This is a genomic window from Pseudomonas sp. NPDC089547 (assembly GCF_050280665.1).
Lineage (GTDB): Bacteria > Pseudomonadota > Gammaproteobacteria > Pseudomonadales > Pseudomonadaceae > Aquipseudomonas.
In genome coordinates, this window is record NZ_JBNNVS010000042.1 from 1 (window position 1) to 22821 (window position 22821).

A 22821-nucleotide genomic window follows, 5' to 3' on the forward strand; every position below is an offset into this window, starting at 1 on the left:
ATGCTTTTTCATGGTCTCGCCCTCGCTGCCGTTGGCTTCTTCGAACGCCACCGTGGCACTGTGATGCCTCGGCGGGGGCGAGTCCATCGATTACAAGGATATGCGTCTGGCTTCAGGTCAGATCAGCACGGTCCACAGCGCAAACCCGGCATACCACAGCACCGCACAGCGCAGCAGCAGTTCCCACAGGCTGTCCAGCCGCCCCAACCCACGCTGGCTGTCTTCTTCCTCGGGAATATCGTCGGCAATGCGCCCTACCCTGGCCACCAGGTGCGCAGCGCTGATGTGCCAGTTGAGCACTTCATGCAGCATCACCCGCGTGACCGCGAGGAAGTTGCCCACCAAAGCAAAGCTCAATGCCAGCAAACGAACCGGCAACCAGTCCATGATATGCCGCAGCTGTTCGGCACGCGCCTTCAATACCGGCTGCTGGCTGTGCTCGCCGCACAGCGCCAGCAGGCGGTAAGCCAACGCGGCCCCCGGGCCCAACACGAAATACCAGAAGATCACCGCAAAAAAGCCCTGGTACACCTGCCACAACAGGTTGCCCTGCACGCGCACCAACAGGCTGTGCGGCTCATCGGCGGCAAGCCCCAGGTCACGCTCCGCAACATGCAGCGCCGCCTGGTCATCACCACGCCGCCAGGCATCGCGGAACGGCCCAAGCGAAGCCTTGGCATCGCCACGGCCCAGGCTGTAGACCAGCACCAGCAGGTGTACCGGCAAGGCCAACAGCCCATACGCTACCGGCTCCAGCACATGCAGCAGCAACACCAGCAGCGCTACCGGTGCCAGCACCAGAATGGCCAGCGTCCACCATGGGTGAACCTTGCCGCTGCGTTCCAGACGCACCAACTCACCAAGGAAAAACCCGTCACGCTGCACTTGGTGACGCAGGGCCGAAAACTTCTCGACCCACAGCGCCAGCAGCAACACCAGAAAACTCATGCCTTGTCCTCTTTGTGCAACAACGCTTCGCGGTAACGCGGCCAATCGAAGGACGGGCCGGGGTCGGTCTTGCGTTGCGGGGCAATGTCGCTGTGGCCCTGGATGCGACCCAGGTCGATGGCAGGCCAGGCACTGCGAATGTGTTGGGTGAGTTGCTCCAGCACGGCGTACTGGGCATCGGTATAGGCCAGGTCGTCAGTACCTTCCAGCTCGATACCGATGGAGAAGTCATTGCAGCCTTCGCGCCCGTCGAAACATGACACGCCCGCGTGCCAGGCGCGGTCGAGCAGCGACACAAACTGGGTCACCGCCCCGTCACGTTCGACAAAAATGTGTGCCGACACGGTCAGGTGGTTGATGCTGGCGAAGTAAGGGTGCTCGGCTGGGTCCAGGCGGTTCTGGAAGAATTGCTGCACCTTGCCGGTGCCGAAACAGGCTGGCGGCAGGCTGATATTGTGGATCACCAGCAGGGAAATCGATTCGCCGTCGGGGCGGGCATTGAAATTCGGCGAGGGGCAGTGGGTGATTCCGATTCCGTGGAACCAGCCAGTGGCACGGTCCAATTGCATGGGGCAGATCCTGAAAGCGCCGTGAACAGAGCAACAGTATGCCCTGCCGCCAACGCCGTTTGCATGTGAATGATTGTAATGTTGCTGCCTACTGCACCTGCGGCTGCCGCAGCCCGTCGAGCACCGCTTCCAGTGCTCGCTCGAACAACAACCCGTCATCCAGCACCCGCACATCGCCTCGGTGCAGTGCCTGGGCCAGGCCGGTTCCGTTCCACTCACGTACTTTCATGCCGGTGCGGTTGGCAAATACAAGCCGGTCGCTGCTACCAATGCGTGCTACCAGTTTGCAGCGCAGCACTTCGTCGTCATCGCGTACTTCAACCCAGGTACCGATACGTAAGCGCTGCACTTGCCGCATCGCCAGCGCCTGCCCATCGGCAATGTGCAGCGGTGCGCAGGCGGGCTCTTCGGCAATCGCCAGCACAATGTCCGCGTCCACCAGTACTTCGACAACATCATTACCCGTGGATAGCTTGGTGCCTGAGCAGGCACGCAGGTGCAATTGTTCCAGTTGCAAGAAGAATTCACGGGTTGCCGCCGAATCCAGGGCCACGCTGGCCAAGCCATCACGCAGTGCCTTAAGCAACCCCGGCACCTGCTGCAACAGGGTTTGCGGCTCGTGCCCGGGGGTGATGCTGGCCAATAGCGTGTCCAGGGTATGAAGCGCATCCCGCCAGGGCTGGAAGGCCTCGCCCTGCTTGAGCCAGGCCAGCAACAGCACCTGGCTCCAGGCCTGCACCACCATGTGCACCACCACCTGCGGCAAAACGCGGCCACGCAGGCGCTGATTGAGCACGTGCTGCACCTGCTGCCTGGCCTGCAATGTGCGGGCCCGGCCCTCTTCGGCGTCGCGGGTGCGTTGTTCCAGCAGTTCGTTGCGCCGCCGCTCCTCCTGGTTGAAGGCAAGGAAATCGTCGAGCAACTCGGTAAACAGGGCGCAATCGTCGACAAAATCATTGAGCAAGCGCTGGACGATACGCTCTACCCGCACCTGCAGGTTGTCACGCAGGCCTTTGCTATCGCACTCCCAACCAATGGCCGCGCCCGCGATCTCGTTGAGCAGCCGGCGCGCCGGATGGCTGGCCCGGCTGAACAGCGCCTTGTCCATCAGCGCGACCTTGAGCAAGGGAATATGCAGGCGCACAAGCAGCGCGCGCAGGCTGGCTGGCAGGTTGTCATCGCCCTGGATATAGGCAAACAGCAAGGCGACCAGGTTGATCATGTCCTCGTCCGCCACGTCGATGCGCCGGCGCGTGCCGCTGCGCACACTGACCCGCAACAACAGCTGCTCAAGCTGTTGGCCAAGGTCGAAGTCATCGGCCTCGTGGGTGGCGGGTACGTAGTGCTGCAAATGCGACAGTAGCCTCAGCAGGTCGGCGGTACTGATCGGCCGGGCGGCAGCCACGGCCTGCAATCGAGGTGCAAACTGCCCGCGTGCCGGGGCCAGCAGCGCTTGCATCGAGGCGAAGAAAGCCTGCCCTGCCGCGTCGGTACCCACGTCTTGCCCAAGTTTCATTGGCCCACGTTGTGCGCGCATGCATCGGTCTTCGGTGCGCCGGCGCGGTACCGGTTGCAGCTCGGGCAGTACACCAGCGGCGCCCAGCAGCTGGTTGGCCTCGCCATAGATCATGTCTGCATCGCGCAGCACATAGCGCTCGAACAGTTTCAGCAGCACCAGCTTGACCCGCAGCCCAACCCCCAGGTTGCGCCCTGCATCCAGGAAGTAGCCACATAAAGCGGTGGGCCCCAAAGGGTTGTGCTGTTCGTGCAGCGGCCGGTCGAGCAACGCCTGCAAACGCAGGTTCAACTGTTGCAGGGCAATACCATCGCGTGACACCACCCTTGCCACCATGCCCTCGATAGCAACGGCCCGCTCCACCTGGGCTTTGTTCCGCGGCTTGCCCGGCTCGGCAAGGCTCGCCAGCAGGTCGACCTGGCCGATACGCACGAAGGTGTCGTAGAACGTATCCAGAAAGCCACGTTCAATGCTCTTGCGCTTCAGGCGCAGGTCACGCATGGCCTCGAAGTACAGGTTCTGGTCACAGCGGTCGACGGACTTGTCGGCCATTTCGAAGAGCGTGTCATCGGCGTTGTCGAACAAATCCTGCAGGCCCTGGCGCAACTGCAGGGCAGCCTTGTCGCGCACCTGCAGCAGCAATACAGGAAGGCAAGGCAGAGGCATACGCCCCCCTCGGTCGTTGGCTGCCGCCAAGGACACCAACTTGCCTTCTTTATGCATCCTGGATTCCTTGCAGGGTGTCTTGCCCGGAATGGGCCAAGATCGTCAAAGCTATGACGCCAAATACTGGGCGCTATTATCGGTAAAAAAACGCACACCTGCCAGCGCCGATTCACCGGCTGGCTAATGACCCGGATTGGCTCCGATTGCTCACTGCGCCCGACCAAAGGTCATCGCCAAGGCGGCTGTACACACCAGCCCCCTGCCCTATAATCGCGGGCATCTAGCTTGTGGAGCCGACCATGCCGAACCTACGCCTTGCCGACCTGACCGCCGAAATCGAAGCCAACGTACGCCGCGCGCTGCTGGAGGACATCGGCAGTGGCGATATCACCGCGCAGCTGATCCCGGCCGAGCGCCTGGCCAAGGCCACCATCATCACCCGTGAAGACTGCGTGATTGCCGGCACCGCCTGGGTCGATGCCGTGTTCCGCCAGCTCGACCCGCGCGTGGCGGTGCATTGGCAGGTGGCCGACGGTGAACGCGCCACGGCCAACCAGCCACTGTTTCACCTGGAAGGCCCCGCCCGTTCGCTGCTGAGCGGTGAGCGCAGTGCGCTGAACTTCCTGCAGATGCTGTCGGGCGTGGCTACCCGTGCACGCTTCCTGGCCGACCTGGTGGAGGGCACTCAGGTGCGCCTGCTGGACACTCGCAAAACCCTGCCAGGCTTGCGCCTGGCACAAAAGTACGCGGTGACCTGCGGCGGCTGCGATAACCACCGCATCGGCCTGTACGACGCGTTCCTGATCAAGGAAAACCACATCGCCGCCAGTGGTGGCGTGGCCGAAGCCGTGGCTGCGGCGCACCGCATCGCGCCGGGCAAGCCGGTGGAAATCGAAGTGGAAAGCCTGGATGAATTGCGCGAGGCGCTGGCCGCTGGCGCGGACATCATCATGCTGGATGAGCTGAACCTTGAGGAAATGCGCGAAGCGGTGCGCATCAACGCGGGCAAGGCCAAGCTGGAGGCCAGCGGCGGGGTCAATGAAACAACCCTGCGTGTGATTGCCGAAACCGGCGTGGACTACATCTCGATCGGCGCCATGACCAAGGATGTGAAGGCGGTGGACCTGTCGATGCGGTTGAGCCTGTGAGCTGACCGCAGACAACAAAAAATCGGCCTTGAGACCGATTTTTGATTGGGGGCGCTTTGCGCCCCTTTCGCGACACAAGGCCGCTCCTACAGGCGACCGCGCACTCCTGTAGGAGCGGCCTTGTGTCGCGATGGGCCGCAAAGCGGCCCCGGCGATCCGGGATCAGAACGAGGCGTTGGCCAGGCCGTCCAGGTAACGCTCAACGTCCAGTGCCGCCATGCAACCGGCGCCGGCCGAGGTAATGGCCTGGCGGTAAACGTGGTCAGCCACGTCACCTGCTGCGAACACACCTTCAACGTTGGTGGCGGTGGCGTTGCCTTCACGGCCGCCGTTCACTACCAGGTAGCCGTCCTTCAGGGTCAGCTGGCCTTCGAACAGCGAGGTGTTCGGCGTGTGGCCGATGGCGATGAATACGCCGTCGACCTTGATTTCGTCGCTGCTGCCGTCGTTGTTCTTCAGGCGCGCACCGGTCACGCCCATGTTGTCACCCAGCACTTCGTCCAGGGTGGCGTTGAGCTTGAGCTCGATCTTGCCTTCGGCCACACGGGCATTGAGCTTGTCGACCAGGATCTTCTCGGCGCGGAAGGTCTCACGACGGTGTACCAGGGTTACCTTGCTGGCGATGTTGGCCAGGTACAGCGCTTCTTCCACGGCGGTGTTGCCGCCGCCAACCACAGCGACGGGCTTGTTGCGGTAGAAGAAACCGTCACAGGTGGCGCAGGCCGAAACACCCTTGCCCATGAAGGCCTCTTCCGACGGCAGGCCCAGGTAGCGGGCGCTGGCACCGGTGGCGATGATCAGCGCGTCGCAGGTGTACTTGCCGCTGTCACCCTGCAGGGTGAACGGCTTGTTGGCCAGGTCGACGGCATTGATGTGGTCGAAGACGATTTCGGTCTCGAAACGCTCGGCGTGCTCCTGCATGCGCTGCATCAGGGCAGGGCCGGTCAGGCCGTGGGGGTCGCCTGGCCAGTTGTCGACTTCGGTGGTGGTGGTCAGCTGGCCGCCGGCCTGCATGCCGGTGATCAGCAGCGGCTTGAGGTTGGCGCGGGCAGCATAGACTGCAGCGCTGTAACCGGCAGGGCCGGAACCGAGAATGATGACGCGCGAATGACGTACTTCAGACATGTCGAACTCCTGTCGAGCGGGCCGCACGGGCCGGCATCGTTGTACCGGCTGCGCCAGCTGGAAATTTAAAACGGACCCACGCAGCACTTGGGGAAGGCTACAACGCGCAGGCCCGAAAAGCGGAAAGTTGAGCGCACTGTAGCGAGGTCGCAAAGATTAAGGAAATATCCTTAGACAATCCACCTCATAGGCATCGTCTATGCTGCGATTTCATCGATAAACAAGCCCCTGGCGCTTTTGTTACATCCCGTTTCCCGCCCGCTACCCGCCTTTCGTCGGCGCGGCAAACTCGGTAAGGTCAGCGCGTTTTCCTTCTCTGCGGAGTCTCCCGATGCAAGCCCCTGTCCTCTCTGGCCCCCAATACCTGCGCGAAGGCCTGAAACTGGTGCTGAGCCCCAACCTGCGGTTGTTCGTGCTGCTGCCACTGGCGGTGAACCTGCTGCTGTTCGGTGGCCTTGTCTACTTCGCCGGCCACCAGTTCGGCCTGTGGCTCGATGCCCTGATGCCAACGCTGCCGAACTGGCTGAGCTTCCTCAGCTACATTCTCTGGCCGCTGTTCGTGGCCTTGCTACTGCTGATGGTGTTCTTCACCTTCACCCTGGTGGCCAACATCATTGCCGCACCGTTCAACGGCTTTCTGGCGGAAAAGGTCGAGGTAGTGGTGCGTGGTGAGGACACCTTTCCGGCGTTCAGTTGGGGCGAGCTGGTTGCCATGGTGCCACGTACCTTCAGCCGCGAAATGCGCAAACTGGGCTACTTCCTGCCGCGGGCAATTGGCCTGTTCATCCTGTCGCTGATCCCGGTGGTCAATGTGGTGGCCGCGCCGCTGTGGCTGATGTTCGGGGTGTGGATGATGGCCATCCAGTACATCGACTACCCGGCGGACAACAACAAGATGAGCTGGCAGGACATGCTCGCCTGGCTGCGGCAGAAGCGCTGGCAATCGCTGGGCTTTGGCGGCATTACCTACCTGGCATTGATGATTCCGGGGGTGAACGTGCTGATGATGCCGGCAGCGGTGGCGGGGGCTACGTTGTTCTGGGTGCGGGAGCGCAACTAGTTTCTGCATGCTGGCGCGGTCCCTGTGGGAGCGGGCATGCCCGCGAAGCAGGCACCGCGGTGGATGGCACGGGCTTCGCCCGTGTTCGCGGGCAAGCCCGCTCCCACAGGTATGGCTTCAACTTTTAGATTTTGAGCAGGACAGTTAGTCCCACAAGGGCCGTGTCACGGCCCTATCGCTGAACTTCACTGCCCCAACCGGCTGGAAAACTGCCCCACCACATCCACCACCCGCTTGGCCCCGTCCTGGATCTCGACAATCACGTTACCGGTCTCGTCAGCCAGCGCCAGCCCCTGCTCCGCCTGGCGTTTGCTGGTATCGATGATCTCAACCGCCGCCTGCGCCAGTTGCTCGTTCTGCTTCACCACCCGGGCGATTTCCTCGGTGGCGGTGCTGGTGCGTGACGCCAGTTGGCGCACTTCGTCGGCAACCACGGCAAAGCCACGCCCCTGTTCGCCCGCACGGGCCGCTTCGATGGCCGCGTTCAGCGCCAGCAGGTTGGTCTGCCCGGCAATGTCGCTGATGGTCTTGATGATCGAGCCGATCACCCGCGATTGGGTATCCAGCGCCTGGATGCCCTCGGCCGCCTCCTGCATCGAAGCTTCCAGGCCGCGCATCACGCTGACAGTCTGGGTAACCACATCAGTGGCCTTCTGGGCACTGACATCGGTACCCAGCGAAGTGTTGTAGGCAACATCTGCCGCCTCCGCCACTGCCATCTCCTGGTTGACCTGGTCGGTAATCACAGTGGCGAACTTGACCACTTTGTACAGCACGTCATGGGCGTCAAAGATAGGGTTGTACGAGGCCTCCAGCCAGATCACCCGGCCATGGGCATCGATGCGCTTGAAGCGTTCAGCAATGTATTCCCCACGGCGCAGCTTGTCCCAGAACGCCTGGTAGCCGGCCGAATTGGCCTCCCCTGGCTCACAGAACATGCGGTGGTGCTTGCCGCGAATCTGCTCAAGGCGGTAGCCGACGGTGGCCAGGAAACGGTCATTGGCGGTGAGGATGGTGCCGTCGAGGTTGAACTCGATCACGGCGGTAGAGCGCATCAGCGCCTTGATCAGGCTTTCATGCTCGCGCGAGGTCTCGATGGTGCGGGTGAGGTCGCTGGAGTGCAGGGTGAAATACTTGATGCGCCCTTCACTGTTCTTGACCGGCTGCAGGATCGAGCGCAGCCAGGCTTCCTGGCCATTGCCACGCAGCAGGCGGAAGGCGCCGTTCAGGTGCTCGCCGCGGCTGATCGCGCTTTTCATGCGCTGGTAGAAGTCCAGCGACTTCACATGACCGGGGACGATGTCCTCGATGTTGCGTCCAAGCAATTGTTCGGCACGGTAGAACATCTCGCTCTCGAAGTTGCCGTTGACCATCTCGATCCGTCCTTGGGGGTCGAGCTGAAGTACCAGCATCTCGTTGTCGAGACTGCTCTTGACCTGCTCCACAGACATCAGGTCTTCGCGCAGTTGCCGGATTTCTTGCTTGAGCTTGCTGTTGAACATCACCGCTCTCCCGGAGCGCATCACCTAGTCGAATGCATCTGCATCGGCTGGCGAAGCGCCTTTCTTGAGAGACGCGCAAGGAAATATTCTCAAAGCCCGAGGCGACGGTGGTCGGGCGTCATCTGCATGTCACATGGCGGTCACATAGGCGCAACCGAGTAGGCGGAAACTTTTTGTCATGAATACACCCGCCCTGCGCATTACCCTGGTCAGCGAAACCTTTCCACCTGAAATCAACGGCGTGGCCAACACCCTTGGCCGCCTCAGCGAAGGGTTGCGCCAACGCGGCCACGATGTCGAGGTGGTACGCCCTCGCCAGACAGGTGAGGGGCCAGCGCACAACAACCCGAACCTGATGTTGTGCCGCGGCTGGGCGCTGCCTGGCTACCCGGGCTTGCAGTGGGGCGAGGTATCGATGCACAAGTTGCTGCGCCGCTGGCGTCGGCAACGCCCGGATGTGCTGTATATCGCCACCGAGGGGCCGCTGGGGCTCAGCGCGCTGCGTGCGGCGCGGCGCCTGGGAGTGGCGGTGGTCAGCGGCTTCCATACCAATTTTCCGCAGTATTCCGGCCAGTACGGGCTGGGCCTGCTGGCTCGCATGCTCACGCACTACCTGCGCTGGTTCCACCGGCGCACGGCCACCACCCTGGTGCCTAGCCTCAGCCAGCGCCGGGAGCTTGAACGCCGTGGTTTCGAGCGCCTGGAGTTGCTGGCCCGGGGTGTCGATGCCTGCCTGTTCAACCCTGCCCGGCGCAGCGAAGCGCTGCGCGAAAGCTGGGGGCTTGGGCCGGACGATATCGCCGTGCTGCATGTCGGCCGGTTGGCAGTGGAAAAGAACCTTGGCTTGCTACGGCCTTGCCTTGAGGCACTGCAGAAAACTTATCCACAGAAACGCCTGCGCCTTGTTTTTGTCGGTGACGGCCCACAGCGGGCCGCGCTTGAGCAGCAATTGCCGGACGCGGTGTTCTGTGGTGCCCAGCGCGGCGAGGTACTGGCCGAGCACTACGCCAGTGGCGACCTGTTCCTGTTCCCGAGCCTGACCGAAACCTTTGGCAATGTGGTGCTTGAGGCCATGGCCTCGGGGTTGGCGGTAGTTGCCTACGATGAGGCGGCCGCTGCGCAGCATATTCGCCATGGCCACAGCGGTGCGCTGGCCATGCCGGGGGACCAGGCCGCGTTTATCGACTCGGCTTGCTGGCTGCTGGAAGAAGAGGAAACGTTGCGTCGGGTGCGCCTGAATGCGCGGCAGCACGCCAGCCGCCAGGGCTGGCCGGCGATTGTCGAGCAGTTTGAGGGGCATTTGCAGGCAGCCCGCAGTCAGGTTGCTGCTTCACCTACAAATGCTGGCCCCATCGCACTCAAAACTCGAACCTGAAGGTTACGTGTTCCTGTGGGAGCGGGCATGCCAGCTCCCACAGGAACTTCAGGCCAGTGCCTTCTCGATGGCCTGCACCACCGTCGGATCATCCGGCGCCGTGCGCGGCGAAAAGCGCGCCAGCACCCGCCCATCCTTGCCGACCAGAAACTTCTCGAAGTTCCAGGTGATGTCGCCGGGGAACTCGGCCCCCTCACCCGCCAGCAGGCGGTACAACGAATGGCGCTGCGGCCCGTTGACTTCCAGCTTGCCCCCCAGCGGGAAGCTCACGCCGTAGTTGAGGCTGCAAAAATCCTGGATTTCCTTTTCGCTGCCCGGCTCCTGCCCGGCAAACTGGTTGCACGGCAGGCCCAGCACGTTGAAGCCCTTGTCCTTGTAAACCTGATAGAGGTTTTCCAGGGCCTTGTATTGCGGCGTAAGGCCGCATTTGGAGGCAACGTTGACCACCAGCACCACTTGGCCCTTGAACGGAGCGAGGGGCAGTTCCCCGCCGTTCAGCGCGTCCAGTTTCAGGTCGTGAAATGCACTCATGATGACATCCCCTCTCAGGTTCCCGGTTGCCGCGCAGGCGAATTCCGCCCACTAAAAAGGCGCTCGTCCAAACCGTCCCCCTCCCGTAGGAAGGTAAATCGGCTTGCCCGAGCGCCTGGCGACTTTCTGAGCTTAGCGCAGAAAATCAGTGGTGATGGCCACCTTCACCGTGGATGTGACGGTGAGCGATTTCTTCGTCGCTGGCGTCGCGCACGTTGACAACCTTGACCTGGAAGGTCAGGCGCTGGCCGGCAAGCGGGTGGTTGCCGTCAACGGTGACGTCGTCGCCGTCGAGGTCACGGATGGTGACGATCTGCATCTGGCCGTCCGGCGCCGAAGCGTGGAACTGCATGCCCACTTCCAGCTCGTCCACGCCTTCGAACATGCTGCGGTTCAGGGTGCTTACCAGCTCGGCCAGGTACTCGCCGTAGGCGTCTTCCGGCTCGATGGAAACATTCAGCTCGTCACCGGCTTGTTTGCCTTCCAGGGCTTTTTCCAGGCCCGGGATGATGTTGCCGGCACCGTGCAGGTAAACCAGCGGCGCGCCACCGGCGGAGCTGTCGATGGTCTCCCCGGCGTCGTTGGTCAGGGTATAGTCGATGGAGACTGCCTTGTTGGCGGCGATCAGCATGGGGCAAGACCTTTTGCAAAAGTATGTAGAGCGGACAAGTGTAACCAAGCCATCGCCCGATTGCGAACGCACTGCGGACGAGCAACGGCCCATCAGTCGGATCACTGGCTTTCATCAGGACGAAGAAGGCCACTGGGTGGCCGAACTGTCCTGCGGCCATACCCAGCACCTGCGCCACCAGCCGCCGTGGCAGGCACGCCCCTGGGTGCTCGACCCGGCCCAGCGTGCGCAGCACATCGGCCAGCCTTTCGCATGCGGCTGGTGCGCACAAGGGGCCGATAGCGCTACCCTTGGCCGTTAATTTCTTGCACCGCTTATTTCGAGAAGCACGCATGCAGACATTTTTCATTGCGCCGACCGACTTTGGCGTCGGCCTGACCTCCATCAGCCTGGGCCTGGTGCGCACCCTTGAACGCGCTGGCCTCAAGGTCGGCTTCTTCAAGCCGATCGCCCAGCCCCACCCGGGTGACACCGGCCCCGAGCGCTCGACCGAACTGGTAGCCCGCACCCACGGCATCAAGCCCCCTGTGCCCCTGAGCCTGGCGCAGGTCGAGCGCATGCTCGGCGACGGCCAGCTGGACGAGCTGCTGGAAGAAATCATCCGCCTCTACCAGCAAGCCTGCATTGGCAATGACGTGGTGGTGGTCGAGGGCATGGTGCCCACGCGCCACGCCAGCTATGCGGCGCGGGTCAACCTGCACCTGGCCAAGAGCCTGGATGCCGAAGTGATCCTGGTGTCGGCACCGGAAAACGAAGTGCTCAGCGAATTGTCCGGCCGAGTCGAGCTGCAAGCCCAGCTGTTCGGCGGCCCACGCGACCCGAAAGTGCTCGGGGTCATCCTCAACAAGGTGCGCACCGACGAAAGCATGGCGGACTTCGCCACCCGCCTGCGCGAGCACTCGCCCCTGCTGCGCGGCAACGACTTCCGCCTGCTCGGCTGCATTCCGTACCAACCCGAGCTGAATGCCCCACGCACCCGCGACGTGGCCGAGCTGCTGGGTGCCCAGGTGCTCAACGCCGGTGACTATGAGCAACGGCGCATGAGCAAGATCATCATCTGCGCACGCACCGTGGCCAATACGGTACCGCTGTTGACCTCCGGCACCCTGGTGGTAACCCCGGGCGATCGCGACGACATCATCCTCGCTGTCAGCCTGGCGGCGATCAATGGCGTGCCGCTCGCCGGCCTGCTGCTGACCAGTGACAGCAAGCCCGACGCGCGCATCCTTGGGCTGTGCCGCGGCGCGCTGCAGGCTGGGCTGCCAATCTTGTCGGTCAGCACCGGCTCGTACGACACCGCCAACCAGCTCAATTCGCTGAACCGCGAAATCCCGGTCGACGACCGCGAGCGCGCCGAGTTCATCACCGATTTTGTCGCCAGCCACCTCGACGCGGCCTGGCTGCACCAGCGCTGCGGCACCCCACGTGAAATGCGCCTATCGCCAGCGGTGTTCCGTTACCAGTTGATCCAGCGGGCACAGCAGGCCAACAAGCGCATCGTCCTGCCGGAAGGCGCCGAGCCCTTGCTTGTGCAGGCGGCGGCCATCTGCCAGGCCCGTGGCATTGCCCGCTGCGTGCTGCTGGCCAAGCCCGAGGATGTCGACGCCGTGGCCCGCGCTCAGGGCATCACCTTGCCGCCAGGCCTGGAAATCCTCGACCCCGAACTGATTCGCGGGCGCTATGTAGAGCCGATGGTCGAGCTGCGCAAGAGCAAGAACCTGAATGCACCGATGGCCGAACAGCAACTGGAAGACCCGGTGGTGGTCGGCACCATGATGCTTGCCCTGGACGAAGTGGACGGCCTGGTTTCGGGCCTGGTGCACTCCACCGCCAACACCATCCGCCCTGCCCTGCAACTGATCAAGACGGCGCCGGGCTCAAGCCTGGTGTCGTCGGTGTTCTTCATGTTGTTCCCCGAGCAGGTGCTGGTGTACGGCGACTGCGTGATGAACCCGCACCCGGGCGCTGCCGAGTTGGCGGAGATCGCCCGGCAGAGTGCTGAATCGGCGCAGGCCTTCGGCATCGCGCCACGGGTGGCGATGATCAGCTATTCCAGCGACTCGGCCAGTGATGAAGAAGTGGGGAAAGTGCGCGAAGCGACACGCCTGGCACAGGGGGCAGCGCAGCAGCTGCTGATCGATGGGCCGTTGCAGTATGACGCGGCAGCCAACCCGGCGATTGCACGGGAGCTGGCGCCGGATAGCCCGGTGGCCGGGCGCGCCACGGTCTTTGTGTTCCCTGACCTGAATACTGGCAACACCACGCACAAGGCGGTGCAGCGCAGTGCAGATGGGGTGAGCCTTGGGCCGATGCTACAGGGCTTACGCAAGCCGGTGAACGACCTGCCGCGCGGGGCTCAGGTTGACGATATCGTGCATACCATTGCCTTGACTGCCATTCAGGCCAGCGTGGCAGGCTAGAATCTGGGGCTGCTTTGCAGCCCATCGCGACACAAGGCCGCTCCTACAGGGAATCGCGAAAGCTTCAAGCCACGCGGTTTCCTGTAGGAGCGGCCTTGTGTCGCGAAAGGGCCGCAGAGCGGCCCCGGGGTTCAATCAGGGATACTGCTGGACCTGCCCTTGCTGCTGGTCATACTGCTGACCCGGAATCGGCTTCAGGTTGACTTCCACACGGCGGTTCTGTGCACGGCCATTGGCGTCGGCGTTGCTGGCGATCGGCTGGTCCGGGCCCATGCCACGAACCGAAATGCGCGAGGCATCCACACCCTGCGAGGTCAGGTAAGTGCTGACTGCCTGCGCACGGCGCTGGGACAGGTCCATGTTGTGCTGACGGCTGCCAGTGCTGTCGGTGAAGCCGACCACTTCGATGGTGTTCTGGTTGAACTGCTTGAACGAGCCAGCCAGATTGTTCAGCGGCGAATAGAAGCTTGGGGCGATGTTGGCCGAGTCGGTGGCGAAGGTGATGTTGCCCGGCATGATCAGCTTGATCTGGTCACCCTGGCGCTGAACTTCCACACCGGTATTGGCCATCTGCGCACGCAGCTCGGCTTCCTGCTTGTCGGCGTAATAGCCGTAACCGGCAGCGGCAGCACCCACCGCAGCAGCGCCGATCAGTGCACCCTTGCCACGGTTGTTGTGGTCGATGGCGGCACCGGCGATGGCACCGGCCAGCGCGCCCAGGCCGCCGTATTTGGCGGTCTTGCTCATCCCCGTGGAGCCCTGTGCCTGACCCTGGTTGTCATAAGGGTTCTGGCCGGCACAGCCGGTCATCAGGGCAGCGGCGGTTGCGACGATAATCAGACGACGCATGGTGAACATGGACAAGCTCCTACTGAAATTCATAAATGCGGCAGATCACAAAGGGATCTATGCCAGCCTTGGATTGCATCGGCAATGAAAAATTCAATGAAAGTGCCTTCATGTGCCGTCAGGCGCGGACGAAGGGGTTTTCACGCATCTCGTCGCCCAGACGAGTATCGGGCCCGTGGCCGGTGACCACGACGGCCTCTTCGTCCAGCCGGTACAGCCGCTCCTTGATGGAACGCACGATGGCACGCTGGTCACCACCCCACAAATCCGTGCGGCCAATGCCACGGCGGAACAGGGTGTCACCCGCAATCAACAGCTTGGCATCGGCGAACCAGAAGCTCATCGAGCCCGGCGTGTGCCCTGGCGTGTGCAGCGCCACACCACAGCCACAGGCCAGTTCTTCGTCATCGCCCAGCCAGCGGTCGGGGGAAGGTACCGGTGTGTAGGGAACGCCGAACATCTGACACTGCATCTCCAGGTTGTCCCACAGCACCTGGTCGTCCTTGTGCAGGTGCAGGGTGGCGCCGGTCAGCTCCTTGAGCTTACCCGAAGCCAGGAAGTGATCGAAGTGCGCGTGGGTGTGGATGATGCTCACCAGCGTCAGGCCGTGGGCCTGCAAGCGCGCCAGGATCTTGTCCGGGTCACCGCCCGGGTCGACGACGATGGCCTTTTTGGTCAAGGGGTCGCCGATCAGGGTGCAGTTGCATTGCAGGGGGCCTACGGGGAAGGTTTCGCGGATGAGCGCGGGCGATGGATTGTGCATGGTGAATACGGGAACCGGTTAATCGAATAGGGTTTGCACTCGGGCCAGTGCATCCAGGATGACGACTTCGGGCACCGACTCTACGCGCTTGGCGAAGCGTGCTTCAAGGTCGACTGTGCGGACCTGGTTGCAGAGCATCACCCCCTGAGTCTGCGTGCCCGCACCGCTGAGCGTCACTGCGAAACCCGCATGCCTTGCAAAATCACCACCTTGGGTGATCGGGACAATCACTGCCAGCCCTGACGCATTGAACGCCGCCGGTGTGAGTACCAGTGCGGGTCGCCCCTCACCCTGTTGTTCTCGCCCCACTGTAGGGTCGAGGTTGACGCGAACGATATCGCCCCTGACGAATTTCACCCGTTTCACACTTCACGTCCTACTGGGCGCATCGCATTCCAGTCGGCCATGTCCTCTGGCTCCGGTGCGTTCAGGTCGCACTGGGCCATCAATTCCTCAAGGGTATATTTGGGTTTCGATCGGACGGGCTTGAGCACCATCGTTTCTCCCGCTGTGTCCAGGCTCAGGGTGGAGCCGACACCGAGGCGCATCTGTTTGAGCACTGCCGCCGGCAAGCGGATGGCGGCGCTGTTGCCCCACTGCTGAATCTTGATCTGCATGAGTATCTCCCAAGGTAGATACATAGTAGAAACCCTCCAAGCGATTGCAAGCGAAATGTAGAAACGTCGTATCTACATTGTCATCTGTCCGCACCGGACAAAAGCCCTGCAACCTCAAGAAGGAAACCTCCTACATCACCTTGGGAAACCACCTTCCAACTGTAAAAATAAGAAACGCAAGCTCAGCCAGTGATCAAGGCAAAAACAACCTGAACAACCCACCCCCAAGCGCCCCGCCGTTGGAAATCTCGATCCGCCCACGTACCCCGCCGCTTTCATGCAGTGCTGCAATCCGCGCCGCAAAATACAGCCCCAGCCCGGTACTGCCGCTGGTCGAGTCGATGCCCTGGATGTACTCCTCCTGGCGCTCGAGCATGTGCTTTGGATAACCCGGGCCATCATCGTTTACACAGATCGCCAACTGGTTGTCTGCTTCTTCGATGGTGATCAGCAAGGCGTGCCCGGCAAAGCGGGTGGCGTTGGTAATGACGTTGGCGATCACCGAGGCCACCAGTTCGCGGTCGAAGAAACCCAGCGGGTTGTCGGTGTCGATGCGCCAGGTGGCGAGGATGTCGTTGTGTTTCAGCACTTCCTGGTGCGCTGCCAACTGGGCCTCGATGAAATCGTCCAGCTCATGGTAGTCCGGGCACACCGGTAGCTGGTTGATGCCCAGTTTGTAGAGCCCAAGCAGTTGCACCAGCATGCCGTTGAGGTGGCGAAACTCGTGCTCCATGATCCCCTGCTCGGCACCGCCTCGCAGCTCTTCGGGCAAGCGTTCCATCCACTGGTTGTGGGACTGGATCAACGCGGACAAAGAGCTTTTGAGGTCGTGCACGGTGGAGGCGATCACCGTGGAAAAATCCAGCCCCTGGTTGTCTAGATTCATGCGCCGAACACTCGGATGTGCAGTTTGCGGTAACGGTCATAGCGATTGTCGCTGGCAGGGATGCCGGCCACGCTGGTCAAGGCGTCCTGGCACTCCTGCATGATCGCAGGCTGAGGGTTGTCACCGCCGATGCGCAGCAGCGCCTGGGCGGTGTTGAGGGCGATGCTGATGTTCTTCGGCTGCATACCCAGCGCCTTGCGGAACAGTTGCAACGCCTCGCCAAGCTGCCCTCCCTGGTAACTGCGCACACCCTGGCGATTGAGGGTGACCGCTTCGGTAATGGCGTTGAGCACAGTGGGGTCGTCGGTCAGCTTGCCCACTTTCTCCATGACCTTGGGGTCATCGCCATAACTTTCCACACAGCTTTTCAGCACGCCGATGGCGGCGGCTTCCTGGCCCATTGCCTGCAACTGCGCGGCAACGGTAAGGGCCGAATCGACCGAGAAGAACTGGTTCATCTTGTCCAGGCGCTGGATCGCCTGTTCAGTCAGTTTGGCGGCCGTTTCCGGGTCGCCAGCCTGCTGCAGGCTGGCGGCCTTCATCATCCGCGCACGCACCTGCAAGCCTTGGTCTTCGGGGTTTTCCTTGGCCACCTCACTGAGCGTGGTGTTGATCTCGACCCGGGTGCGGGCGTCGAGGCCAAAGCCTGCGTTCTTGCTCATTAGCGCCTGCACCAGGCCGAGGTTGTTTTCGGCATCCTTGTAGCGCGAACTCTGCCCTTGGTTCACCGCATGGCGGAACGCTTTGGATGCGCTCTCGAAGTCTTCGTTTTCCAACGCCAGCTTGCCCAGCGTCGACTGTCGGCGCACCGACAGCGGCGACAGGCGCACGGCCTCTTCCAGCAGGTTTTGCGCCCGCTTGGTATCACCCTGCGCCACCAGCACCTCGGCCATGCCGTCGTACAGGCCTGGCATGATCGGGAACGCCTTGAGCGCCTGCTCGTACACACCCTGGGCCTGGGCATTCTGGCCACGCTTGTGCATCAGGGCGCCCAGCGCTGCGTACACCCAAGGTTGCGGACGGCTGGCCAGGATGGCCTTGAGGAATTTTTCCAGCTCGTCGAAGCGGTTGAGGTTGCGCAGGGCATCGGCCCGATAGCGCAGGCACAGAGGTGCCAGGCGTGGGTCCTTCTTGCACAGCTCGGCACAGGCCGCCAGCACTTCGGCCGGGCGATTGCGGTCCAGCGCCTGCAGGATCGGCTTGAGCAGCGTCTTGCGCTGGAACAGCTTCTCGACGCGCTGGGCCAGGCCAACCCGATTGAACGGCTTGGTCAGGTAGGCATCAGGCTCGTGCTCGATGGCGCTGAGCACAATGGCCTGGCTGCTCTCGGCCGTGACCATGATGAACACGCACTCATGGCTGATGTGCTTGTCGATGATCAGGTCTTCGAGCACCTGTTGGCCGTTCTTCTTGCCATCGCCCAGGTGGAAGTCCTGCAGGATGAAGTCATAGCGTTTCTGCGCACACATGCGCAGCGCCTGCTCGCCGCTGTCAGCGGTGTCCACGTCGCGCACGCCAAGCTCGCGCAGCATGGAACGGGTCGACGTGCGAAAGTCGGTAAAGTCGTCGACGATCAGAAAGCTTTTTTGCCCGTACTGCAGCATCAACACGACCTGCCTTGGAATGATTGAAAAATCGCGCGAGGCGATGCCACCGATCGCTGTATCGGCAGCTGGTCGGGAAAGATGAGGGTAGAGCATTGCCGGCCACAAACCATGGCCTCAGGCCATCACTTTAGCGGGCAATGTCATGCAGGGCCAGTATCAGGCCAGCAGCCCCAGGGATTTCGCCTTGGCCACCGCCTGGGTACGCCGCTCCACCCCCAGCTTGCTGTTGATGTGGCTGGCGTGGGTCTTCACCGTGTGCAGGGAAATGAACAGCCGCTCACTGATCTGCTGGTTGGAACAGCCCTGGGCAATCAGTTCGAGCACGGCCAGCTCGCGGCCGCTCAGCGCTTCACCGCTGCCCGTGCTGGCGCTTGGCAACGGCGGCAGGCGCTTGAGCAGTTCGGCCTGTACCGGGCAGGTGGCACCTGCCGGCAGTTGCTCGTGAAACCAAAGCGGGTGCTTTTCCAGCAGTGGCTGGAACGGTTGCAGCACGCCCCCCTGTGCGGCCTCAAGCAAGCCTGGCAGCAACTGCGCGGCCTGCCCTTCGCGGCCTTCGTCCAGCAGCAGGGAGAGCCATTGGCACAGCGCGCTGACAGTGAGCATCATGCCGCCACTGGCCTGCCCCCGCTCGACCAGGCTTGCCAAGCGTTGCACGGCGGCGTCGCCACGTAACTGGATACGCTCGAGCAGCGCCTGCTGCAGCGCAATGTGCAACGGCAGCAGTGGGTGGAACTCCGGTGCTGCCGCTGGCTGCTCACCGCCATAGGTCTGGCCCAGACGCAGCAGCCACGACTCGGCCAGGTCGATGCGCCCCTGGGCCAGCCAGAGTTCGCATTTGACCAGGGTAATCATGGCCAGGTAATAGACCGGGGGAACGTCCCAGATATGCATCAGGCGCTCAGCCTCGGCCAGTTCGGCAAAGGCCTCGGCAAAGTGCCCTTCCCGCCCATCGAGCGTGGCGATCACGCAATGGCCGATGAGCACACTGATGTCCCGGCAGGCCCGCGCCTCGCCCAGCCCCGCGCGCAACCGCGCACGGCCCTGGGCCGGTTGCAGGCGCGAAACCAAAAGATAGCCTTCGTAAAGCGTCAGGCGTGCGCGCACGGCGTACAACCGCTGTGCCGAAAGCCCTTGCAGGCGTTGCAGCCCTTGGCGCACTTCGTCCAGCGCCCGCAATACTTCGCCACGGGCGTGCAGCACACGCGCCCGGTCGTAATGGGCCAAGGCCTCGAACAACGGGTTGCCGACTCGCTGGGCCAGCTCCAGGGCTTCCCGGTTCCAGCCGCGGGCCCGCCAGAAATCACCATCGGCGATGGCCAGGTTGGACAGCGTCGACAGGCACACCAGACGTTGGCCATAGCGCTTGCTCGGTAGGCTCTGCAGCGCTTCACCGCAATAGGCCAGGGTGCGCTCGCGGTCGCCACGGCCACGGGCTATGACCCCACTCAGCGCCAACCACTGGGCCAGCATCGACTTTTGCGCGGTCGCCGAAGGCGCGGGCAGAAAGCGGCTGAGGTAGCCGGCCAGTTCCTCGGCCGCGTCCAGCTGGCACGCCAGGCCCAACGCCCAGCTGTACAGCACGATCAACCGGGGCGTGCTGATCAGCAGGCTGTCGGGGAGGTCCATCTTCCAGCGCAGCAACATGCCAACGTTCTGTTCGGCCAGCAGTTGCTCTTCGGACAAGCTTTGCACCAGGTCGGCAGCAACATCGAGGTGGCCGGCACGCAGCGCCTGCTCCACCGCTTCGTCCAGCAGGCCCTGGGTTTCGAACCAGCGGCACGCACGCAGGTGCAAGCCGGCCAGCGGCTCGCTGGCCTGGCGGCTGCGCAGCAGGTCGGAAAACAAGTGGTGGTAGCGGAACCAGTGGCCATGTTCGTCCAGCGGCACCAGGAACACCTGGTGCGCCTGCAGGAAGCGCAGCACTGCGGCACTGTCGTGGCGGCCCCGCACGGCATCGCAAAGCTGCGCGCAGAAACGCTCCTGAGAGGCGGTTTCATACAGGAAGGCCTGCACATCGGCAGGTAGCATGTCGATGACTTCTTCAAGCAGGTAGTCGCGGATCAGCCCCTCGCCGCCATGCAGTGCCTGGGGCAAGGCCTGCTCGTCGGCGCTGTCGCTGGCCGCCAGTTGCCAGAAGCGCAACCCGGCCACCCAGCCATCGCTACGCTGGATCAGGTTGTCCAGCGCCTGGCCACGCAGGCCGGTGGGCTGGCGACCGATCACTGCCAGCGACTCATCTGCCGTGAGGCGTAGCTCCTGTTCGTTAAGTTCGACCAGTTGCCGTGAAAGGCGCAGGCGCGCCAGATGCCAGTCAGGGCGCTGGCGGCTGGTGACCAGCAGCACCAGGCCAGCGGGCAAGTGATTGAGGAAAAACTGCAGGCAGCGGTCAAGCACCGGCCCCTGAGCCAGGTGATAGTCGTCCAGCACCAGTAGCACCGGCGTATCGGCTTGCAGGTACAGCGCCAGCTCGTCGAGCAGGCCGTCGAGCCACTCTTCGAAGGCGAACGGCTGGTGGCGCTGGCGCATTTTCAGCAAGCCCATCGCTTGGCCCCCCAGGGCCGGGCAGTACTGCTGCAGGCCTTCGAGCAAGCGCTCAAGAAAACGGCCAGGGTCGGCATCCCGTTGGCTCAGGCCCAGCCAAAGGCTGCGCCAGTGCTGAGGCAGCGCTTCGCAAAATTCGATGGCGAGGGAGCTTTTACCGAAACCGGCCGGCGCATTTACCAACAGCAAGCGGCCGCCGAGGCCGGCGCGCAGACGTTGGCACAACCGTAGACGTGGCACATGGCCGTCCGGCAGCGGCGGCCGGAAGAAACGCCCGTCCAGCAGGCCCAGGGCCTGGCTGGTGAATCCATGCGTACGGGACAGGTCTGTCATGGCCGGCTCATTCTGGGTGGAAGACTACGGCGTTATGGATGCTTGCGAGACTAGCCGGTAACGCAGCGCATTTGAAGATGATGGGCGCTATTGGCGTGGAAAAGACTGCGACAAAAAGCAACATGGCTGATGGACAAGGGCTGGGGCGGGGGTTTGAGAAGGTATTCAGCAAGTTTATTGCTGGTACGGGCCTCTTCGCGGGTAAACCCGCTCCCACAGGTATTGCACAGCTTTCAAAGCCAGGGCAGTACCTGTGGGAGCGGGCGTGCCCGCGAAAGGGCCCGTACAGGAAAATAGAAACGCCCCGGCAAGCCGGGGCGTTCTGGGGATCACGCGGAGTTGAAGACTTCAGGTTACCGGATACCCGACTGACGCAGCGCTGCAGGCTGGAAGTCGGCCTTGCTGGCACTGAAGCCGAAGTCGTAGGCCCGCTTTTCTTCGTTCTTCATGCCCAGGGCCAGGTAGCGCCCCGATTGAAGGTCGTAGATGGTTTCCAGGGTGTACCAAGGCACCTCGTTGTTGTAGTACGGCTGGGAATGGGCTTCAGATACGCGCCACAGCTGGTTGCGGCCGTCGTACTGGTCGATCACTGCAGCCTGCCAGGTGTCCTCGTCGATGTAGAAGTCACGCTTGGCGTAGATGTGCCGCTGGCCCGGTTTGAGGGTCGCGACCACATGCCAGACACGGCGCAGCTCGTAGCGGGCCAGGTCCTGGTTGATGTGGCCGGCCTTGATGATGTCGGTGTACTTCAGCTTGGGGTCATCCAGCTTGAAGGCGTTGGAGGCGATGTACAGCTCCTTCTTGCCTTCCAGCTTCCAGTCGTAGCGGTCTGGCGCACCGTTGAACATGTCCAGGTTGTCCGAAGTCCGCAGGCCGTCCGCGGCGGTGCCCGGGCCGTCATACGACACTTGCGGCGCCTGGCGCACGCGACGCTGGCCAGCGTTGTAGATCCACGCCTTGCGCGGCTCCTTCACCTGGTCGAGGGTTTCGTGCACCAGCAGCACGGTACCGGCAAGGCGTGCAGGCGCGGTCACTTCCTGCTTGAAGTAGAACAGGATGTTGCCCGGGTTGTTCGGGTCGTAATCCTTCATCTTGTCGCGGAACACGAACTGGTCGGAGAAGTACACAGGGTTGAACGAGCCGTTCTGCTGCGGCGTGGCCTGGGTCACCAGGCGGCTGACGCTGCCACCCCGGTAGCGGGTGATGTGGTTCCAGATCACTTCCAGGCCGCTTTTTGGGATCGGGAACGGCACGGCCGTGCGGAAGTTGTTCAGCCCGTTGCCACCCTCGACCAGTGTGGTCTTGGTGGCGTTTTCCTTGATGGCGGCGAACACATCAGCCGGCACGGTCGAGCCGCGATGGGTCTTGAATACCGGGATCTTGAAGGTATCCGGGTAGCGCTTGAGCATGGCCAGCTGGCCTGGCGAAAGCTTGTCCTTGTACTGCTCGGCGTTCTGCGCGGTGATGGTGAACAGCGGCTTGTCACTGCCATACGGGTCGGACAAAAAGCCCTTGCCGTCGACACTGCCCGCGGTCTTCGACAGCGGCTCCCACGGGCCGATCGAGCCATCGGCGTTACCGGCCTTTTCGGCGCCCATCGGGGTCAGGGTGCTGCCCAGCTTGGCCGCCTCGTCGGCGGATACCGCAGCCATTACGCTGGTCGCCAGCAGGGACAGGCCCAGTACACCGGCTTGCAGCAGACTTCTGGTCTTGTTCATGTCGTGTCGTCCTGGA

At 62.8% G+C, this 22821-nt stretch carries 20 protein-coding genes and 1 pseudogene; 5 read left to right on the forward strand and 16 right to left on the reverse strand.

From position 1 onward, the window contains the following. Positions 1 to 117: 117 nt before the first annotated feature. The 3 genes from ampE to ACQKPZ_RS22390 all read right to left on the reverse strand — a co-directional run bounded on the left by ampE (position 118) and on the right by ACQKPZ_RS22390 (position 3756). The gene (gene ampE / locus ACQKPZ_RS22380; protein WP_427542286.1) at positions 118 to 948 is read right to left on the reverse strand and encodes a regulatory signaling modulator protein AmpE; all 831 of its coding nucleotides are present in this window, start codon (positions 946 to 948) and stop codon (positions 118 to 120) included. Continuing rightward, a complete protein-coding gene (gene ampD / locus ACQKPZ_RS22385; protein ID WP_391124254.1) occupies positions 945 to 1517 on the reverse strand; it encodes a 1,6-anhydro-N-acetylmuramyl-L-alanine amidase AmpD in 573 nt (190 codons plus the stop codon). Before ampD ends, ampE begins: the two co-directional genes overlap by 4 nt. A gap of 88 nt (positions 1518 to 1605) precedes the next feature. Beyond that, positions 1606 to 3756 carry a DUF1631 domain-containing protein gene (locus tag ACQKPZ_RS22390; protein WP_427542289.1) on the reverse strand — a complete coding sequence of 717 codons (2151 nt, stop codon included), beginning with the start codon at positions 3754 to 3756 and terminating at the stop codon, positions 1606 to 1608. A gap of 242 nt (positions 3757 to 3998) precedes the next feature. Here ACQKPZ_RS22390 and nadC point away from each other — a divergent pair, with 242 nt between their 5' ends. Next, complete coding sequence (nadC, locus tag ACQKPZ_RS22395) at positions 3999 to 4847, forward strand: carboxylating nicotinate-nucleotide diphosphorylase (protein ID WP_016713265.1); 849 nt, start codon at positions 3999 to 4001, stop codon at positions 4845 to 4847. A 162-nt stretch (positions 4848 to 5009) separates the two neighbouring features. Here nadC and trxB read toward each other — a convergent pair whose 3' ends face one another. Continuing rightward, positions 5010 to 5972, reverse strand: coding sequence for a thioredoxin-disulfide reductase (gene trxB, locus ACQKPZ_RS22400; RefSeq protein ID WP_016484911.1), 963 nt, complete (start codon positions 5970 to 5972; stop codon positions 5010 to 5012). A 331-nt stretch (positions 5973 to 6303) separates the two neighbouring features. On the opposite strand from trxB, the gene cysZ reads away from it, so the two are divergent. After that, on the forward strand, positions 6304 to 7032 hold the full coding sequence (cysZ, locus tag ACQKPZ_RS22405) for a sulfate transporter CysZ (protein WP_427542291.1): 729 nt from the start codon (positions 6304 to 6306) through the stop codon (positions 7030 to 7032). A gap of 185 nt (positions 7033 to 7217) precedes the next feature. Here the strand turns inward: cysZ and ACQKPZ_RS22410 are convergent, their stop codons facing one another. Beyond that, a complete protein-coding gene (locus ACQKPZ_RS22410) occupies positions 7218 to 7751 on the reverse strand; it encodes a methyl-accepting chemotaxis protein (RefSeq protein WP_427542366.1) in 534 nt (177 codons plus the stop codon). 60 nt (positions 7752 to 7811) lie between these two features. After that, a pseudogene (locus ACQKPZ_RS22415) lies at positions 7812 to 8555 on the reverse strand (PAS domain-containing protein); the annotation flags it as partial. Positions 8556 to 8712: 157 nt separating this feature from the next. On the opposite strand from ACQKPZ_RS22415, the gene ACQKPZ_RS22420 reads away from it, so the two are divergent. Beyond that, the gene (locus tag ACQKPZ_RS22420) at positions 8713 to 9909 is read left to right on the forward strand and encodes a glycosyltransferase family 4 protein (protein WP_427542294.1); all 1197 of its coding nucleotides are present in this window, start codon (positions 8713 to 8715) and stop codon (positions 9907 to 9909) included. A gap of 48 nt (positions 9910 to 9957) precedes the next feature. Here the strand turns inward: ACQKPZ_RS22420 and ACQKPZ_RS22425 are convergent, their stop codons facing one another. Both ACQKPZ_RS22425 and ACQKPZ_RS22430 read right to left on the reverse strand, forming a co-directional pair. Then, a complete protein-coding gene (locus tag ACQKPZ_RS22425) occupies positions 9958 to 10440 on the reverse strand; it encodes a glutathione peroxidase (protein WP_427542297.1) in 483 nt (160 codons plus the stop codon). A 145-nt stretch (positions 10441 to 10585) separates the two neighbouring features. Beyond that, a complete protein-coding gene (locus ACQKPZ_RS22430; RefSeq protein ID WP_391124236.1) occupies positions 10586 to 11071 on the reverse strand; it encodes an FKBP-type peptidyl-prolyl cis-trans isomerase in 486 nt (161 codons plus the stop codon). Here ACQKPZ_RS22430 and ACQKPZ_RS22435 point away from each other — a divergent pair. Together ACQKPZ_RS22435 and pta are read left to right on the forward strand one after the other, a co-directional pair. Further along, positions 11070 to 11372 (forward strand): DUF3565 domain-containing protein, encoded by a 303-nt coding sequence (locus tag ACQKPZ_RS22435; RefSeq protein WP_391124233.1) that lies wholly within the window; start codon positions 11070 to 11072, stop codon positions 11370 to 11372. The two genes, ACQKPZ_RS22430 and ACQKPZ_RS22435, sit on opposite strands and share 2 nt — an antisense overlap. Before the next feature lie 31 nt (positions 11373 to 11403). After that, a complete protein-coding gene (gene pta, locus ACQKPZ_RS22440) occupies positions 11404 to 13491 on the forward strand; it encodes a phosphate acetyltransferase (RefSeq protein ID WP_427542300.1) in 2088 nt (695 codons plus the stop codon). Positions 13492 to 13626: 135 nt separating this feature from the next. Here the strand turns inward: pta and ACQKPZ_RS22445 are convergent, their stop codons facing one another. From ACQKPZ_RS22445 to ACQKPZ_RS22480, 8 genes are all read right to left on the reverse strand, one after another. Beyond that, positions 13627 to 14349 (reverse strand): OmpA family protein, encoded by a 723-nt coding sequence (locus ACQKPZ_RS22445; RefSeq protein ID WP_016501466.1) that lies wholly within the window; start codon positions 14347 to 14349, stop codon positions 13627 to 13629. 109 nt (positions 14350 to 14458) lie between these two features. Beyond that, on the reverse strand, positions 14459 to 15103 hold the full coding sequence (locus ACQKPZ_RS22450) for an MBL fold metallo-hydrolase (protein WP_427542303.1): 645 nt from the start codon (positions 15101 to 15103) through the stop codon (positions 14459 to 14461). Positions 15104 to 15121: 18 nt separating this feature from the next. Further along, positions 15122 to 15469: a type II toxin-antitoxin system ChpB family toxin gene (locus ACQKPZ_RS22455; RefSeq protein WP_427542306.1), complete on the reverse strand. Its 348-nt coding sequence runs from the start codon at positions 15467 to 15469 to the stop codon at positions 15122 to 15124. Continuing rightward, positions 15466 to 15744 carry an AbrB/MazE/SpoVT family DNA-binding domain-containing protein gene (locus ACQKPZ_RS22460; protein WP_427542309.1) on the reverse strand — a complete coding sequence of 93 codons (279 nt, stop codon included), beginning with the start codon at positions 15742 to 15744 and terminating at the stop codon, positions 15466 to 15468. Before ACQKPZ_RS22460 ends, ACQKPZ_RS22455 begins: the two co-directional genes overlap by 4 nt. Before the next feature lie 169 nt (positions 15745 to 15913). Beyond that, entirely contained in the window at positions 15914 to 16606 is a 693-nt protein-coding gene (locus tag ACQKPZ_RS22465) for a sensor histidine kinase (RefSeq protein WP_391124220.1), read from the reverse strand. Further along, positions 16603 to 18210 carry a response regulator gene (locus ACQKPZ_RS22470; RefSeq protein ID WP_427542312.1) on the reverse strand — a complete coding sequence of 536 codons (1608 nt, stop codon included), beginning with the start codon at positions 18208 to 18210 and terminating at the stop codon, positions 16603 to 16605. The genes ACQKPZ_RS22465 and ACQKPZ_RS22470 overlap by 4 nt, the downstream gene beginning before the upstream one ends. Before the next feature lie 159 nt (positions 18211 to 18369). After that, on the reverse strand, positions 18370 to 21087 hold the full coding sequence (locus tag ACQKPZ_RS22475) for a LuxR C-terminal-related transcriptional regulator (protein WP_427542315.1): 2718 nt from the start codon (positions 21085 to 21087) through the stop codon (positions 18370 to 18372). Between the two features lie 353 nt (positions 21088 to 21440). After that, complete coding sequence (locus ACQKPZ_RS22480; protein ID WP_391124211.1) at positions 21441 to 22805, reverse strand: DUF1329 domain-containing protein; 1365 nt, start codon at positions 22803 to 22805, stop codon at positions 21441 to 21443. Positions 22806 to 22821: the final 16 nt, after the last annotated feature.